Source organism: Streptomyces mobaraensis, assembly GCF_020099395.1.
Classification (GTDB): domain Bacteria; phylum Actinomycetota; class Actinomycetes; order Streptomycetales; family Streptomycetaceae; genus Streptomyces.
In genome coordinates this window covers 5252862-5268314 of the sequence record NZ_CP083590.1, presented here as the reverse complement: position 1 = coordinate 5268314, position 15453 = coordinate 5252862, and the positions used below count along the sequence as shown (strand labels likewise).

General features: G+C 73.7%; 12 protein-coding genes and 1 pseudogene. 6 read left to right on the top strand and 7 right to left on the bottom strand.

All coding sequences use genetic code 11. The features are described from left to right. A complete protein-coding gene (locus tag K7I03_RS23135) occupies positions 1–510 on the bottom strand; it encodes a GNAT family N-acetyltransferase (RefSeq protein ID WP_185940613.1) in 510 nt (169 codons plus the stop codon). A 242-nt stretch (positions 511–752) separates the two neighbouring features. Here K7I03_RS23135 and K7I03_RS23130 point away from each other — a divergent pair, with 242 nt between their 5' ends. Further along, positions 753–1172, top strand: a complete 420-nt coding sequence (locus K7I03_RS23130; protein ID WP_185940614.1) for an aggregation-promoting factor C-terminal-like domain-containing protein — start codon at positions 753–755, stop codon at positions 1170–1172. Positions 1173–1493: 321 nt separating this feature from the next. Here the strand turns inward: K7I03_RS23130 and K7I03_RS23125 are convergent. The 3 genes and pseudogenes from K7I03_RS23125 to K7I03_RS23115 form a co-directional block, all read right to left on the bottom strand. After that, positions 1494–1913, bottom strand: a pseudogene (locus tag K7I03_RS23125) (ankyrin repeat domain-containing protein); the annotation flags it as partial. Positions 1914–1990: 77 nt separating this feature from the next. Further along, the gene (locus tag K7I03_RS23120) at positions 1991–2287 is read right to left on the bottom strand and encodes a hypothetical protein (RefSeq protein ID WP_185940615.1); all 297 of its coding nucleotides are present in this window, start codon (positions 2285–2287) and stop codon (positions 1991–1993) included. Positions 2288–2314: 27 nt separating this feature from the next. Further along, positions 2315–6124: a hypothetical protein gene (locus tag K7I03_RS23115; protein ID WP_185940616.1), complete on the bottom strand. Its 3810-nt coding sequence runs from the start codon at positions 6122–6124 to the stop codon at positions 2315–2317. A 436-nt stretch (positions 6125–6560) separates the two neighbouring features. Here K7I03_RS23115 and K7I03_RS33885 point away from each other — a divergent pair, with 436 nt between their 5' ends. The 4 genes from K7I03_RS33885 to K7I03_RS23090 all read left to right on the top strand — a co-directional run bounded on the left by K7I03_RS33885 (position 6561) and on the right by K7I03_RS23090 (position 9489). Further along, a complete protein-coding gene (locus tag K7I03_RS33885) occupies positions 6561–7400 on the top strand; it encodes a LuxR C-terminal-related transcriptional regulator (protein ID WP_185940617.1) in 840 nt (279 codons plus the stop codon). Positions 7401–7548: 148 nt separating this feature from the next. Next, positions 7549–8181 (top strand): DUF6230 family protein, encoded by a 633-nt coding sequence (locus K7I03_RS23100; RefSeq protein WP_185940618.1) that lies wholly within the window; start codon positions 7549–7551, stop codon positions 8179–8181. Position 8182: 1 nt separating this feature from the next. Next, positions 8183–8764: a DUF6114 domain-containing protein gene (locus K7I03_RS23095; RefSeq protein WP_185940619.1), complete on the top strand. Its 582-nt coding sequence runs from the start codon at positions 8183–8185 to the stop codon at positions 8762–8764. Next, on the top strand, positions 8761–9489 hold the full coding sequence (locus tag K7I03_RS23090; RefSeq protein ID WP_185940620.1) for a hypothetical protein: 729 nt from the start codon (positions 8761–8763) through the stop codon (positions 9487–9489). Before K7I03_RS23095 ends, K7I03_RS23090 begins: the two co-directional genes overlap by 4 nt. Here the strand turns inward: K7I03_RS23090 and K7I03_RS34100 are convergent. Next, entirely contained in the window at positions 9466–10083 is a 618-nt protein-coding gene (locus K7I03_RS34100) for a nuclear transport factor 2 family protein (RefSeq protein WP_185940621.1), read from the bottom strand. The two genes, K7I03_RS23090 and K7I03_RS34100, sit on opposite strands and share 24 nt — an antisense overlap. A gap of 123 nt (positions 10084–10206) precedes the next feature. After that, positions 10207–12237 carry a bifunctional glycosyltransferase 87/phosphatase PAP2 family protein gene (locus K7I03_RS23080; RefSeq protein ID WP_185940622.1) on the bottom strand — a complete coding sequence of 677 codons (2031 nt, stop codon included), beginning with the start codon at positions 12235–12237 and terminating at the stop codon, positions 10207–10209. Between the two features lie 407 nt (positions 12238–12644). Between K7I03_RS23080 and K7I03_RS23075 the strand changes: the two genes are divergently transcribed. Further along, complete coding sequence (locus K7I03_RS23075) at positions 12645–13256, top strand: GNAT family N-acetyltransferase (protein WP_224347173.1); 612 nt, start codon at positions 12645–12647, stop codon at positions 13254–13256. Here the strand turns inward: K7I03_RS23075 and K7I03_RS23070 are convergent. Further along, positions 13241–15427: a DHA2 family efflux MFS transporter permease subunit gene (locus tag K7I03_RS23070; protein WP_185940623.1), complete on the bottom strand. Its 2187-nt coding sequence runs from the start codon at positions 15425–15427 to the stop codon at positions 13241–13243. The two genes, K7I03_RS23075 and K7I03_RS23070, sit on opposite strands and share 16 nt — an antisense overlap. Positions 15428–15453: the final 26 nt, after the last annotated feature.

Genomic DNA, 15453 nt, shown 5'->3' with positions numbered 1-15453 from the left:
TCACGCCGTAGCCGCCTCCGCCACCGCCACCGCCTCCTCCGCGGACAGGCCGAGCGGGAACACCAGCTCCGGGCGCTCCCACGCGATCCCCGGCCTCGCGGGCAGCGTGCCCATGGGCACGGCCCCCACCGACCGGTAGAAGCCCTCGGCCGGCGGGTGCGAGACGACCCGCACCCAGGTCAGCCCGGCGGCCCGGGCCCGTTCCTTCATATGGGTCACCAGGGCCCGGCCGACGCCGCGCCCCTGCGCCGCGTCGGCGACGAACATCAGGTCCAGCTCGTGCGGATCGAGGAGCAGCGCGTAGAAGCCCACCAGCCCGCCGGGGCCGGCGGAGGGGTCCTCGGCCTCGGCGACGTAGACCTCGTGCGCGACGACGTAGTCCGGGCCGACCGTGTACCGCTCGACCATCGGCGCGTACCGGCCGCGGTACGCGCGGGAGGACCGCACCAGCCGGGTGAGGGCGCGCGCGTCGGATACCTCGGCCCGCCGTATGCCGTAAGAGATGTTCACGGTACCCGAGTATTACAAACCCGTGAGGGCCCCCACGTGACCCGAGCCACAAACGACCCTCTTTCGTAGCGGACTCCGTCAACTCCACGCACCCGGGCGGCGAGCGCTCCCGCCCGCCTCCGCCCGGGCCTAGTAATCGGCGGTCGTTGCACCGCCCGGGAACCGTCCCGCAGGTTGGTCGAGCCGCCAGGGACCGCACGGTCCGGCGGCGCTGTCCTGCCCCCGACGGAAGGTTCTCCTCCGTGACGTTCTCGACCATCAGCCGCCTCGCCTCCCGCAAGCTGACCGCCGGCGCCGGTGCCGCCGTGGCCCTGGCCGCCGCGGGCGCCGTCCTCGCCTCCGGTCCGGCCCAGGCCGCGACCGCCGCGCCGCAGGCCGCCGCGCAGGAGACCGCCCGGCAGATGATCAAGGATGAGGGCCAGTTCCAGTGCTTCAGCAAGATCGTCGAGCATGAGAGCGGCTGGAACCCCACCGCCACCAACGCCTCCAGCGGTGCCTACGGCCTCGTCCAGGCCCTGCCGGCCTCGAAGATGGCCTCGGCCGGCGCCGACTGGCAGACCAACCCCGCCACGCAGATCAAGTGGGGCCTGGACTACATGAAGGACCGCTACGGCAGCCCCTGCGGCGCCTGGTCCTACTGGCAGGCCCACCAGTCGTACTGACCGGCCCGCCCGGAGACGACTCGCGAACGGCGGCGGCCGCCCTTCCCCGACGGGAACGGGCGGCCGCCGCCGTTTCCGCGTGCGGCGGCCCCGCCCTCACCAGGGCCGCACGGCCCCGACGCCCTTGACCGTGCGCGGCAACACCCACGGGCCATTCCCGGCCCCCGGGCGCGGGAGCGGACGAAAGCGCGGGCGTGGGGACAGCCCCGCGAAGGGACGATGAGTGCCGCCCTCAACGCCGCTGTACCGTCCGTGGGCAGAAGACCACTGGCAGGGGGCGGGATGAGTCAGCTGGCCCGGCCGCAGCCGGTGCCGCTCCCCCCGGTGCCGCGCCCCCGCCGCGACCAGTACCTGAACGGTCTCCTCGTGCCCCCCGTGCAGCGCCCAGTCGAGCGGCGCGAGGCCCCTGCCGCCCTCCTCCCGCAGACCGGGATCGGCACCGTGCGCGAGCAGCACCCGCACGGTCCCGACGTGCCCCCAGCACGCGGCGGCACACAGCGGCGTCCCCTCGGAGCCGGGCCCGGCGCTCTCCGCGTCGGGCCCGGCCCCGGCCTCCAGCAGGAGGCGGACGAGGTCCGTGTGGCCGTCGACGGCGGCGGCGTACAGGGCCGTCATCCCGCCGGCGTCGGCCGCGCCGGGGTCGGCCCCGGCCCGCAGCAGCGCCCTGGCCTCTGCGGTCTCCTCGCACATCACCGCCGCGACGAGCCGCCTGTCCCGCTTCTTCCGCCGTCGTCCGTTCACGCGGGGAAGGGTACGCGGCCGGGCGCCGACGGCCGACGGGGTTTCCGGGGCGACGGCGCGCCCCGGCGGCGGCCCGCCTAGTCACCCGAGAAGAAGAGGTACCCCCGTTCCCTGATCGCCGACTCGGCGGCCCGCTCCACCGCACGGACCGTGTCCGTCCGTGCCTCGGCCGGCAGTTCACGGAGTTCTTTCAGGAACAGCGTGAGCTGGAAGGGGTTGAACATGGTGTCCCCGTGTCTGTCGACCGCGAAGAGCAGGGACCGGCGGTGACCCGACTCGCAGGCCCGCATGAAGGATTCGTCCCGGTCGTCGAGGACCTCGCCGATCCGCTCGTGGAGCTGGTTCTCGATGAAGACGGCCATTCCCATGTTCACGTACCTCCTGGTCGTCGGAGCGGGCAACTAACGGGGCGGAATCGGGTACATGGTGATGACCCCGCCGAACCTGTCCTGGACGAGCATGAACCAGGAGGTCTCCCTCGCCCCGTCATTCGCCGACGTCTCGCCCACCGGCTTACCGAAGTTCACCTCCCGCTCGAAGTTCCCGCGGTCGTTGACATGCGCGGGGAATCCCGCCGCGTGGTCGGCCAGCTCGTCCAAATCGACGCTCTCGTTGAACAGGCCCTTGGTCTCGTCGACCCGCCCGCCACCGTTGAAGTGCTTCGACCGGACGTACCGCTCGCTCTCGTCGGTCAGGCCGGGCGGCATGCAGTCGGCCGACTGGGCGGCCGCGGCCACCCGGTGCCCGGGCGCGAAACCGAACCGCGCCGAGGGAACGACGCAGACGGGCGGCTTCCGGTCGGGGGCCTTCCGGCCCCGCTCGATGAGCTTCCGCAGCCGGTCCGTGGTGCGCTTGCCCCACTGCGCCTTCTCGAAGAACCCGGAGATCCCCGTGGCGACCCGGAAGATCGCCGTGCCGATGGGCTTGATCTTGGCGATGACCGTGAGCCAGCCCGCCGCGTCGACCAGTGCCCACAGGCAGCTCTCGACGTCCCCTTCACCGAAGCAGCGCTTGACGTTGTTGACGCCGAGCACTTCGAGCAGGATCCCGCCGCCGTTCTCCTTGGCCCAGTCGACGACACTCATGGAGGCGGCCTTCTGGGCCCCGCGGTACTCGTCGAGGCAGGTCCGGCCGCAGACGCGGAGGAGCACCGATTCGTCATCGGTCCCCAGGTCGGGACCGCCCCCTCCGGAGACGCCGGTGCTGCCGGTCTCCATCGCCTTCTTGCGGGCCGCCTCCTGGCGAGCCCGCTCCTCCGCCTCGGCCCGGGTGGCCGCCTGGTCCGCCCGGCCGGCCTCGTCCCTGGCGTGCTCGGCGGCCTGCTCGGCCGAGGTGGCGTTGCGGTCCGACTTCGCGGCCGAGTCCCGCGCGGCCGACGCATCGCGTTCGGCCGAGCCGGCCGCCTTCCGGGCGCTGCCCGCGTCCTTCTCGGCCTCGTCGGCGCTGTTCCGGGCCGCGGCGGCCTCCGCCTCGGCCGTACCCGCCGCCGCGTCGGCGAGGTAGGCGTCCTTGTGCGCCTGCTCGTTGGAGCGGTTGGTGTTGGCCTCGGCCCGTTGCGCGGCCTCGGCCGCCGCCTTGGCCCGGGCCGCGTAGCCGCGGGCCTCCGCGACATACCGGGCGGCCCGCGCCGCGTCGTCCGCCGCCGCTGCCGCCGCCTCGGCCGCGGCCTTGGCGTCCCGATTCGCCTTCGCCGCCAGTTCCTTGGCCTCCTTGGCGGCACGCGCCGCCTCGTCCGCCTTCGCCTGCGCGGCGGCGGCCTGCTGCTCGGCGAGCGTCTTGGACGTCTGTCCGACGATCACCGACAGCCCCGCCGAGGCGTCCTTCTCCTGGTACGGGCCGCCGAGCCCGATGGCCACGGCCGCCGGCCGGGCGACCTCGGCCGCCGCGTCCCGGGCGGCCGCCGCGGCCTGCGCGGTGGCGTGGGCGTGTCCGACGGCCTCGGCGCTGGTGGCGTCGGCCTTCCGGGCCTCCGAGCGGGCCGCCTCGGCCTCCTTGCGGGCCGTGTCCGCGGCCTCGGCGGCCTTCTTGGCCTCCTTCTCGGCGTTACGGACGTTCCTCGCCGCCTGTTCGGACGCCTCGATGGCCTCCGCCGCCGCGGCGTGTGCGGTGGCGAGCGCGGACCGGGTGACGGCCGCGTCGGAGGCGGCGGCGTCGGACGCCGCCCGGGCCCGCACGGCCGCGCCGTTGGCCTTGACCGCGTCCGCACGCGCCGCGACCGCCGCGGACGTCGCGTCGTCGGCCGCCCCGCGCGCCTTCGAGGCGGCGTCCGTCGCCGCCGTGGCCTCGGACTTCGCCTCGTTCGCGGCACTGCGCGCCTCGCCGGCCGCCCCGGTTCCCTCGGCCGCCGCGGCGGCCGCTTCCAGGGCCTTGACCCGGGACTCCGCCGCGCTCTTCCGGCGCTCGGCGTCCTCGGCCTGCCGGCGTGCCGTGGACGCCTTCTCCTCGGCGGCCTCCGCGACGCTCGCCTTCTCGTCGACGGTGCGTCCCAGGCCCCGCGCCCGCTCCAACGCCTCCGCCGCCCGCGACTTCTGCTCCTGGGCCCGCTTGTCGGCCTCCGCCGCACGGTTCCGCTGGGCGTCCGCGTCGGCGCGGTACTTCTTGGCGTTGTCCCGCTCGCGCTCGGCGACGGCCCGCTTCTCCGAGGCGTCCTTCGCCGCGTCGCGGGCCGTCGTCTCGGCCTTCTCGGCCGTCGCCTTGGCGGCCTCGGCCTTCTCCATCGCGCCCTTCGCCCCGGCGGCCTGCCGGCCGGCCGAGTCCGCGGCCGCCTTGGCCTGCGCCGCGGCCTCCTGGGCCGCCGCCCGGTGGTACTCGGCCTGGACGGCGTGCGCCTGGGTCTCGGCGAGCGCCGCCAGCGTCTTGCTGTCCTTGACCGTGGCGTTGGTGGCGTGCGAGGCGGTCCGGGCGGACTTCGCCGCCGCCTCCGTGGCGGCGACGGAGGCCCGGGCGACCTGCGCGGCCTGCTGCGCGTACTCCAGCCCCCGGCCGCGCGGCGCGCCGATGGCGTCGGCCGCCTTGGCGGCCTCGTCCTGGGCCGCGGCGACCTTGGCGCCCTCGCCCTTGGCCGCCGTGGCGGCCTGCTCGGCGCGCCTGGCCTCGGCGTCGGCCTGGCTCCTGGCGTCCTTCAGCACGGCGTCGGCCTGCCGGAACACCGAGGCGTCGGGGACCTTCCGGCCGGCCTTGCGCTCGTCGTTCTGGTACCTCTGCCACTGCAGGACGGCGTCCGCCACCCACGCCTGGCCGGACGCCTTGACCATCGCGTCCGTGGCGGTGCGCAGGTGGCGCACGGCGGCGGTCTGCGCGGTGACGACGGCGGTGCGCGCCTTCGCCTGCCCGGCCAGCTCGGCCTGCCACTCCGCGTGGGCGGCGCGGATCACCGGCCCGAGGACGTGGTACGGGTCGAACGGCGTGCGCACGTCGCAGCCGGCCCACCGCGCCTTGACGGCCTCGACCTCCGTGCGGAACTCGACGGTGCCGGTCTCCGGGGTCGCCTTGGGGTAGCCGCCGCGCTCGATGAACGAGCGGATGTCGCCCGGCCCGTGGGTGGCCCCGAGCATCCGGAAGACGTTGCGGTCCTGCTCGTCCGCCGTCTCCGCGACCTTCTGCGCCTGCTCCTTCGCCGCGTCGGTCGCTTCCGGGTGGCGGTAGCGGAAGGGGATGTCGTGGATCAGGTACTGGCGTATCGGTTCGCCGAACTCCGGCGCGTGCCACAGCTTCTCGGGCGCGTGCCAGTACGGGTTCAGCGGCTCCAGCGTGTTCTCCCAGTCCTTGTACCGGGTGTTCCACGCCTCCAGATAGGCCCGCGTCGCCTTCTCGTCCCGCCCCTTGGCGTCGCCCAGCGGGCCGCCGTACGACCAGAGGCCGCCGTCGACGGCCTCGCGCAGCGTGGCCTCGGGGCCGTCGAGGAGGGAGCCGGCGACCGTCTTGGTCTCCACCTCGCCCCAGTTGAGCAACTGACCGGCGAGGCAGCGGTCGTTGCGGGTGTCGTAGCCGAGCCCGGCCGCGTCGTCGGTGCCGCCGTCGGCCCGGACCGCCGGCTTCCGCAGCACCGCCGGCCCGCGGAAGGGCGCCGCCTCGGCGGCCGTGGTGAACGTCAGCGACGCCACGGTGGCGAGTGCGACGCCCTTCAGAACGGCCGGCAGGACGGACGGCAGGACGCGCCGCGTTCCGCCACCCTTCCGGGTTCCGTCTGCTCTCTGTCTGGATCTGTGCATTCCTGCCCTCTCCTGGTCGTGCATCGCACGAGAACGGATCACCGAGCGCCTCCGTCCGGAGGCGGGAGACATGCGCTCCCGCCGGCGCCGGCCGTGGAGTACGCCACGCGCGCCCGGCGGCGCGATCGCGGAACGCCGGGGTACGCCGGGGGACTTCGGGGAACCTCGGGCAACGGACGGGGGCAGCCGCATCGTGGCCTGGACCACGGACCGGCCGGTACCTCCCGACGAGGGGGCCGGACCCCCCGAAGGAGGGGATCAACCCCTCGGAGAACGGGCGGAGTTCGGCAGAACGGATCTTCCGTCGCACTCCGTCCCGGGGCACCTGTGGAGCCTCGGGTTCCACCGCTCCCCGGAGTTACCCTCGGCCCAAGATCCGGGGCATCGGCCCCGGTCGGCGTGTGGGGGGTGGGGAACGGTGGGATATGTCGCACCGATGGGGACACCGAACACGGTGAGGGTGCTGATCGCCGACGACGAGGCGCTGCTGAGCACCGGGATGCGACTGGTCCTGGAGACCGCCCACGGCATCTCCGTGCCGGCCGTGTGCCCGGTCGCGGAGGCGCCGCGGACGGCGGCGGAGTGCCGCCCCGACGTCGTCCTGCTCGGCGTACGGCCGCCCGCGGCCAAGGGGCTCGCCGTACTGCGGCGGCTGCGGGCCCTGGAGGCGCCGCCGCACGTGGCGGTCCTGACGGCGCTCGACAGCGATCACCACATCGCGGAGTCCCTCCGGCTGGGCGCCACCGGGTTCCTGCTCCGGGACACCGCGCCGGAGGAACTGGTCCGCTCGGTCCGGGCCCTGGCCACGGGGGCCGGCTGCCTGTCCGCGCCCCTGGTGCGCCGGCTGTGCCGCCACCACCCGGCGTCCGCCCCGGCCCGGGACGGCGCCCGGGGGCTGTACCGGCTGTCGGTACGGGAGCGGCAGACGCTGGAACTGCTCGGGCAGGGGCTGACCAACGCCGAGATCGGCGAACGGCTGAGCATCAGCACGGCCACCGTCAAGGACTACGTCAAAGCGGTCCTCGGCAAGCTCGGCGTCGCCAACCGGGTCCAGGCCGCCGTCCTCGCGGCCGGCACGGACTCCTCCGCCGGCCGGGACGGGCCGCCAACCCCCTTACCACCGACCCGAATCGGCGTGCACCCGGGCCCTTGTCAGTGCCCGGCGGCGGACTTACTCTCGGGTACACCTTGCGGGACGGCGGGTTCGTCCCCTGCGCGTCCGCCGTGTCGCGCCTGGGCGCGGCGGACGCCTCCTCAGGTCACCTGCAGCACGTAAACCAGGTACACCACAGGTACGCCAAGTGCACCACGCACACCCCTAAACGCACCTCGCACCTCTGCCACCACGCGGACATCGCGGCCGGCACGGGCACGCACGACACTCCGGCAGCGTTGTCGCACCGCCCACGGAGGGGACACGCAGCATGAAGGACGCACAGGGAAGACAGGTGACGGGTCGGGTCAGGTGGCGGAAATTCGCCGTACTGGCCGTCCCCGGGTTCGCGGTCACGGGCGCGCTGGCCGTGGCACTCTCGCAGGGCGCGCTGGCCGCCTCGTTCGCCGTGTCGGGGCAGGAGTTCAAGGTCTCGGCGAAGAGCATGACGGGCGAGGGGTTCGCACAGTACGGCGGGCTGGACTACAACCTGCGCAACGGCGAGGACCACCCCTTCCCCGTGGCCGTGACCGCCTTGAAGAAGGCGAAGATCAACAACCTGTGCCAGTCCGTGGTGACGACCATCCCCATCGTCGGGACCTTCTCGCTGAACATCTCGGCGGGCAACGACCCGAACCACCCGGTGGAGGCCAAGGACCTGGTCCTGGACGTCACCCAGCTCGAAGGCGACGCCGACTTCGACAACATCGAGATCGGCCGCGACGCCTCCACCCTGGACAAGGGCCCGGCCACGGCACAGGGCATGCAGGACCTGTTCGCGCAGCAGGCCGACAAGGTCACCATCAAGGACGTCAAACAGGTCGCGTACGCCACGACCGCCGCCAAGTTCAAACTCTCCGGGCTGAGTCTCAAACTCCACAAGGGCAAGTCGGAGTGCTTCTGACGTGACGTCCGGCACCGAGGCACGCCGTCATCCCTGGCTGGCCTGGCGGACGTGGCGCAAGGGCCGCCCCTTCTGGGGTGGCCTGCTCAGCACCCTCGCGGGGGCCGAGATCTGCGCCATTCCGCTGGGGCCGCTGAAGATCATGCTGGTCCAGGGGATCACCGGCATCCTGTCGATCCTGATGGGACTGGTGATGATCATGATGGGGCTGAGCGCCTGGTTCGCCCCCTCCTACCGGATGTTCGCCGGGATCGTCACCGTCATGTGCGCCGCGGCCGCGCTGGTCCTCTCCAACCTCGGCGGGTTCCTGCTGGGGACCCTGCTCGGGGTCATCGGCGGAAGCATGGTCTTCGCCTGGCAGCCGCACCAGCCACAGCAACCACAGCAACCGCCGCCAGACGGACCGGAGGACGAGCCCGTCGAGCCCTTCGAGCCCGTCGAGCCGCTGCCGGGCGATCCGGCGGCGGCCCCGGCTCCCCCTGCGGTCCCACCCGCCGTACCCGCCCCACCCGCCGCACCCCCACGCGTCCCCCTCCGCAAGGTCCCCCACGCACCGCCCCTCCCACCGAAGGAGCCGCAATGACCGCACCGCTCCCCCGTCCCCGTGCCCGCACCCTGTTCGCCGCCGGGGCCGGCTTATCCCTGGCCGCCGCGCTCGCCCTCACCGGCGCCGGAACCGCCACGGCCGGAACCGCCGCGTCCGGGAAGGCCTCGGCGGCCGACGCCGCCTCCACCACCGTCACCCCCGCAGGCCACTCCTTCACCGCGACGCTCAACGGGAAGGCGACGTTCAAGGCCGGTTCCGTCACCGTCACGTGTACGGTCTCCAGCTCCGCGCCCTCGCCCGGCAGCGCCAACAACCGCATCCCCGACGCCCCGGGCAACCACAACGCGTCCGGCCCGGTGAGCAACGACATCAACCCGCCCTCGTTCACCGGCTGCACGACGAGCATGCCCGGCGTCAGGGCGGCCGTGGAGACCTCCGGCACCTGGACCGTCGCCATGCAGAACGGCGACCCGATCGTCGCCACCCTGGGCATGCCCGCCGCGGGCTTCAAGCTCACCACGACCGGCCTGGCGTCCTGCACCGTCACGGCGGCGCCCACCGGACCGGCGACCCTGCCGGCCGTGTTCACCAACGGCGACGCCGACAACCCGTCGCAGATCACCCTCACCAGCGCCCCGGCGCCGGTGAAGGTCGAGGGCGGCTTCGGCTGCCCGACGGCCGCCAAGACGTCCGCGTTCAGCGCGGTCTACGACGTCACGGACGTCACCGACCCGGCGTCACGCGTCCTCGTCGGCGAGTGACGCCCGCTCCCCGCCGGGACCGGTGACGGCCGGACCCGTCGCGCTCCCCCGCCCGCCGCGCCCCCGTCGGCGGGCGGGGGCCGGCTCCGCGCACGCCTCGGCGATCGCGGCGGTGTCCCAGTAGAAGGGCCGGACGCGGGCGATCCGCCCGTCCCGCACCTCTATCGTCTGGACGATCGGGAACTCCAGCTCCCGCCCGGTCGCGCGGGCCCGGGCGCGGACGCGGCTGTGGACGACGACCGTCTCGCCCTCGACGCCGAGGAACCGCTGGTCGAGGATGTCGAACCGCTCCCAGGCCAGGCTCATCGCCAGGAAGAACCGGGCCATACCGTCGTGCCGGTGCCAGGTCCCGCCGTACGGGAGGGAATCGGCCTGGTGCAGCACCACGTCGTGGTCGAAGTAGCGGGCGAGGAGGTCGAACGAGGCGGCACCGGGGCCGCCGGCGGCGAGGTAGCGGGCCTCGGCCTCGTACATGCCCTTGAGGACGGACAGGGGGTCGGCCGGGGACGCCGGCGCCTGGGCCTGTGCGGCCTGCGCGGCCTCCGCACCGGCCGCAGTCGTCGTGGGTGCCGTCGTCGCGGATGTCGTCGTCATGCCGCCAGCATCGTCCGGCCGGAGCCGGACCGCTGGCGGCCGTCGGACGTCGACCCGCGCCCGGTCGGGAAGGACGAGGGACACCCGCACCCGGGCGGGAAGGACGAGGGACGAGCCCGCCCCTCAGACCCGCGCCGCCGGCGCCGGTTCCGGTGCGTCGCTGCCGCTGCGGGCCGCGGGGATCCGGGCCAGGGCCGTGCGGCCCGGGCCGGTCAGCGCGTACTGGATGCCGAACCCGCTCGCCACCACCAGCGCGCCGCCGCACGCGTCGAGGACGTAGTGGTTGGCCGTGCCGATGATCACCAGGAAGGTCATCATCGGGTAGACCATCCCCAGCGCCTTCATCCACAGCTTCGGCGCCACGACCGCGATCATGACACCGCACCACAGCGACCAGCCGATGTGCAGCGAGGGCATCGCCGCGTACTGGTTGGACAGGTCGGTGAGCGCGCCGAAGTCGGGGTTGGACAGGTCCTGCGGGCCGTTCGCCGTGTCGATGAAGCCGCGGCCCGGCATCAGGCGCGGCGGGGCCAGCGGGTACGCCCAGAAGCCGACCAGCGCAAGCAGCGTGGCCAGGGCCAGGGCCGTGCGCGCCCACCGGTAGGTGGCCGGGCGGCGCACGTACAGGAAAGCCAGCAAGGACAGCGGCACCAGGAAGTGGAAGGTGCCGTAGTAGTAGTTCATGGCGTCCGTGAGCCAGCCGATGCCCGCCACGAAGTGGTTGAAGCCATGCTCGAAGTCGATGTGCAGGAACTCCTCGGCACCGATGATCTGCCGGCCGTGCGACTCCGCGAGGGCCCGTTCGTCGGGGGCGCTGGCGCGGATGTACGAGTAGACGAAGTAGCCCACCCGTATCAGCATCAACTCCAGCAGCAGATTGGGCCGGTTGAGCGGCCGCTTCCAGAACCGCAGCAGCGGCACCCACGCGAACCGGCCCCGCTGCGGCTCGGCGACCGGCGTCGGCGCCGGCCGGTCCCACATCGGCGAGGTGCGGGTGAGGAACGGCACGGCACAGGCGGCGGCGAGCGCGGCGAGCAGCGGCGCGTTGTCGCCGATCGGGACGAGGACGGGGTTGTCCGGGACGATGATCGTGTGGTTCAGCGTCATGACGAGCACGACGAGGACGGGCCACACCAGCCGGTCCGCGCGCCGCTTGCCGACGCGCCCGGCGATGGCCAGCAGGATCCACAGCTGCTGGTGCTGCCAGGCGGTGGGCGAGACCGCGACCGCGACGCACCCGGTGATGGCCGTGGCGAGCAGCGGCTGCCCGTCGCGCGCGTAGTGCGCGGCACGGCGCAGGCCGAGCACGGCGACGGCGACGGCCAGCACGCCGTACAGCGCGATCTCCACCGGCCCGTGCAGGCCGAGGCGGAGCAGCAGGCCGTGCAGCGACTGGTTGGTCAGCCCGTCGGGCTTGTCGCCGAGGCCGGCGCCGGCGATGTGGTGGACCCAGTACGTCCAGGAGTCGTCGGGCGCCACCGCCCACGCCAGGGCGGTGGCGGCGGCGAACGTCGCGCCGCCGGTGACGGCCGCGCGGCGGCGGCCGGTCAGCCACAGCAGCGGGGCGAACAGGAGCACGGCCGGCTGCAGCGCCGCCGCGACGCCGACGAGGACGCCGCTCGCCCGCCCGGCCCCCTGGGCGAACCGCGGTACGCAGCAGGCCAGAAGGACGAGGAGAACGGGGATGATGCTGGTCTGGCCGAGGCTGAAGGTGCTGCGGACCGGCAGCGACAGCACGGTCACGCTCACCGCGACGGGAGCGGCCAGGAGGGCGGTACGGCGGGAGAGCGGCCCGGGGAGCGCGCGGGCGGCGACCAGCGCGACGGCGACGACGAGCAGCAGCGTCGCCAGCGTCCAGCCGATGCCGAGGCTGCGCTCGGCGGCGTTCGTCAGCGGTCTGAGCACCAGGCCGCCGACCGGGGTGCCGGTGAACCGGTCGTCCTCGTAGAACGAACCGCGCGTCCGCAGGACGCCGTGCTCCCCTATCCACGTGGCCAGGTCCGTGAACCGGCGGTCGGGCGGTCTCCGCAGCACCACCGCCGCCTGGCGCACGGCCAGGAACCCGGCGATCAGCCAGAGGGCTCCCAGCGCCACGACGGTCCGCGAACCCGCCCGCCGCGCATCGCCCGCCCCGCTCCGCTCTGCTTCCACCACGCCTTGCCGCTCCTCCGGTCGCCCAGCTCGGTCACCCTCGTCCGGCTCTTTGAGACCTTACTGAGTACTGCGGAACAGCCGCAGGTCGCCCCCAGGTCACCTCAAAGACGCCGAACGTGGCCGGAATGCATCCCCCTAGGGGGCGCTTTGCCCGCAAGGCCGGTCATTCCGGGCGGCGGGACGTCGAGATGGGGTGCGGGAGGGATGGGGGAAGGGTGGGGAGCGCGGGACGACGCCCGCACTCCGGGCCGAGCCTCGCCCGTACGGGTGCACCCTCACGTCGTCCGGACGGTGGTCCCGTCGGGGGTACGGACCGGGGGACAAGGGACCCGGAGTACGGGCCGGAGCGCATCCCGCCCCCGAAAACCCCGAGCGCCGCACACGGCCCGGCTGCCACGCTCCCGTCCATGACGACCACGCGACAGACCCCGGGCAGCACAGGCACAGGCACCGGCACAGGCACCGGCACCGGCACCGGCACAGGTGCGGAGGAAACCCTCACCGTCACGCCCCACCCCGTCGCCTCCCCCGAGGCGGCGCTCGTCCTCCGCGCGTACCTGACCGACGTCGCGGACCGCTGGTACCTGCTGCATCACGGCCGCACCGCCACCCCCGAGGAGATCGAGCGGCACCTCGCCGAGGACCCGAGCGACGACCTCGCCCCGCCCGACGGCGTCTTCCTCCTCGCCCACCTCGGGGACGAACCGGCGGGCTGCGCCGGAGTGCGGCGGCTCGACGCCCGTACCGCCGAGCTCAAGCGGATGTTCGTCCACCCCGCGCGGCGCGGCGACGGCGTGGGGGCCGCGCTGCTCGCCGCCGTGGAGGAGGCCGCGCGCGGCTGGGGCGCGGAACGGGTGGTGCTGGAGACGCGCCGCGACCTGACGGAGGCCCGGGCGCTGTACGCCCGGCACGGCTACACCGCCATCGCGCCCTATGTGCACGGCCCTTACACGGAGGTGTGGCTGGGAAAGGCGCTGAACGGCGCGGACGGCAGGAGCACCCCTCACGGATGCCGGTGATCGGCCAGGTCGTGCCGCCGCTCCCCGTCCTGCGGCTGCTCCGCGTCCGATCCGCACAGTTCGGCGCACAGCTCGTGGACGAGCGCGTCGAGGTCCGTCGGCCGGTCCGGGGTCCACCAGTCGCCGAGCAGCTCCGCGAGCGACTCCTCCCGTACCCGGAACAGCAGGTCGGCCTGGTCCCGGCCCACGTCGGTGAGGTAGATGCGGAGGCCCTCGCGCCGTACCAGCCGGCCCGCTTCGAGCTGCCGGACGGCGTCGGTGACGACGCGCAGCGGGACGTCGACGCGTTCGGCGAGGGCGGCCGGCTCGGCGTATCCGTTCCGCCGGGTGCGCAGCAGCAGCCAGCTCGCGGCGGGGTGCAGGTCGAGCCCGGCGCGTTCGGTGATGCGCTCGTAGATCCGCTTCTGGCCCTCGCGGCTGCCGAGCAGCGACAGGGCGCGGGCGACCTCGTCGTGCGAGGAGCGTTCGACGGGGTTGCTGGAGACGACCTCGCTGTGGTCGGGGGCGGTGACCCCGGCGCGCAGCGGTTCCTCGCGCAGGAACCAGGCGAGGACGAAGGCGGCGATCCCGGCGGGGACGGCGTAGAGGAAGACGTCGGTGATGGAGTCGGAGTACGCGGCGAGGACGCCGCCCTTGGCGGCGGCGGGCAGCCGGTCGACGGCGCGCGGGTCGGCGGTGAGCGTGCCGGGGTTGAGCCCGGGCGGCAGCGGGACGCCGGCGAGGGCGTCGGTGACGCGCGGGGCGAGCTTGTTGCTGAAGATCGTGCCGAAGACGGAGACGCCGAACGACGCGCCGATGGACCGGAAGAAGGTGGCGCCGGAGGTGGCGACGCCGAGGTTCTCGTAGGCGACGGAGTTCTGCACGATGAGCACGAGCACCTGCATCACCAGGCCCAGCCCGAAGCCGAACACGAAGAAGCAGACGCTCATCACGGTGGTGCTGGTGGCCGGCTGGAACTGGTGCAGGAGCAGCAGGCCGACGCACATCACGGCGGTGCCGGCGATCGGGAAGACCTTGTAGCGGCCGGTGCGGCTGACGATCTGTCCGGAGGCGGTGGACGAGATCAGCATGCCGGCGACCATGGGCAGCATGTGGACGCCGGAGAGCGTCGGTGTGACGCCGTGCACGACCTGGAGGAACGTCGGCAGGTAGGTCATCGAGCCGAACATCGCGAAGCCGACGACGAAGCCGATCACCGAGCAGAGGGTGAAGGTGTGGTTCCGGAACAGCCCGAGCGGCAGCACCGGTTCGGCCGCCCGCCGCTCGACGAGGACGAACGGCACCAGCAGCAGCACGCCCAGCACCCCGAGCCCGATGATCTGCCAGGACGACCAGGGGTAACTGACCCCGCCCAGCGAGGTCATCAGTACCAGGCAGGTGGCCACGCCCGCGATGAGGAACGTGCCGAGGTAGTCGATGCGGTGCGGGGTGCGGCGGACGGGGATGTGCAGGACGGCCGCGATGACGGCGAGCGCGACGATGCCCACGGGGACGTTGATGTAGAACACCCAGCGCCAGCTGAGGTGGTCGACGAACAGTCCGCCGAGCAGCGGTCCCAGCACGCTCGTCCCGCCGAAGACCGCCCCGAACAGACCCTGGTAGCGGCCGCGTTCGCGCGGCGGGACGATGTCGCCGACGATCGCCATCGACAGCACCATGAGCCCGCCGCCGCCCAGGCCCTGGACGGCCCGGAAGGCGATCAGCTCCGGCATGTTCCGCGCGATGCCGCACAGCACCGAGCCGACCAGGAAGATCACGATGGCGGTCTGGAAGAGCTTCTTCCGGCCGTACTGGTCGCCGAGCTTGCCCCACAGCGGGGTGGCCGCCGTGGAGGCGAGCATGTAGGCGGTGACCACCCAGGACAGGTGCTCCAGGCCGCCGAGGTCGCTGACAATGGTGGGCAGGGCGGTGGACACGATCGTCTGGTCGAGCGCCGCGAGCAGCATGCCCAGCAGCAGGGCGCCGATCGCGAGCCGGACGGTACGGGCGGGGTGCTCGTCGCCGGGGGCGGGCGCGGCGGGCGCAGCGGACGGCGCGGTGCCCGTAACGTCCGTGGCATCCGGAGCGGCACCCGAGGCGCCCGGTACACCCGGACCGCTTGGGGCTCCCGGTACGCCCGGGCTGCTCGGGGTGCCGGGTACGCCCGGGGTGCCCGGGGTCTCCTGGGACATGGCAGCGCCTCCTCGGGGACGGGGTC

Excerpts from the sequence above, each read along its gene's own strand:
- K7I03_RS23115 (WP_185940616.1), bottom strand. The coding sequence starts at position 6,124 with ATGCACAGATCCAGACAGAGAGCAGACGGAACCCGGAAGGGTGGCGGA.
- K7I03_RS33885 (WP_185940617.1), top strand. The coding sequence starts at position 6,561 with ATGGGGACACCGAACACGGTGAGGGTGCTGATCGCCGACGACGAGGCG.
- K7I03_RS23100 (WP_185940618.1), top strand. The coding sequence starts at position 7,549 with ATGAAGGACGCACAGGGAAGACAGGTGACGGGTCGGGTCAGGTGGCGG.
- K7I03_RS23090 (WP_185940620.1), top strand. The coding sequence starts at position 8,761 with ATGACCGCACCGCTCCCCCGTCCCCGTGCCCGCACCCTGTTCGCCGCC.
- K7I03_RS34100 (WP_185940621.1), bottom strand. The coding sequence starts at position 10,083 with ATGACGACGACATCCGCGACGACGGCACCCACGACGACTGCGGCCGGT.
- K7I03_RS23075 (WP_224347173.1), top strand. The coding sequence starts at position 12,645 with ATGACGACCACGCGACAGACCCCGGGCAGCACAGGCACAGGCACCGGC.
- K7I03_RS23070 (WP_185940623.1), bottom strand. The coding sequence starts at position 15,427 with ATGTCCCAGGAGACCCCGGGCACCCCGGGCGTACCCGGCACCCCGAGC.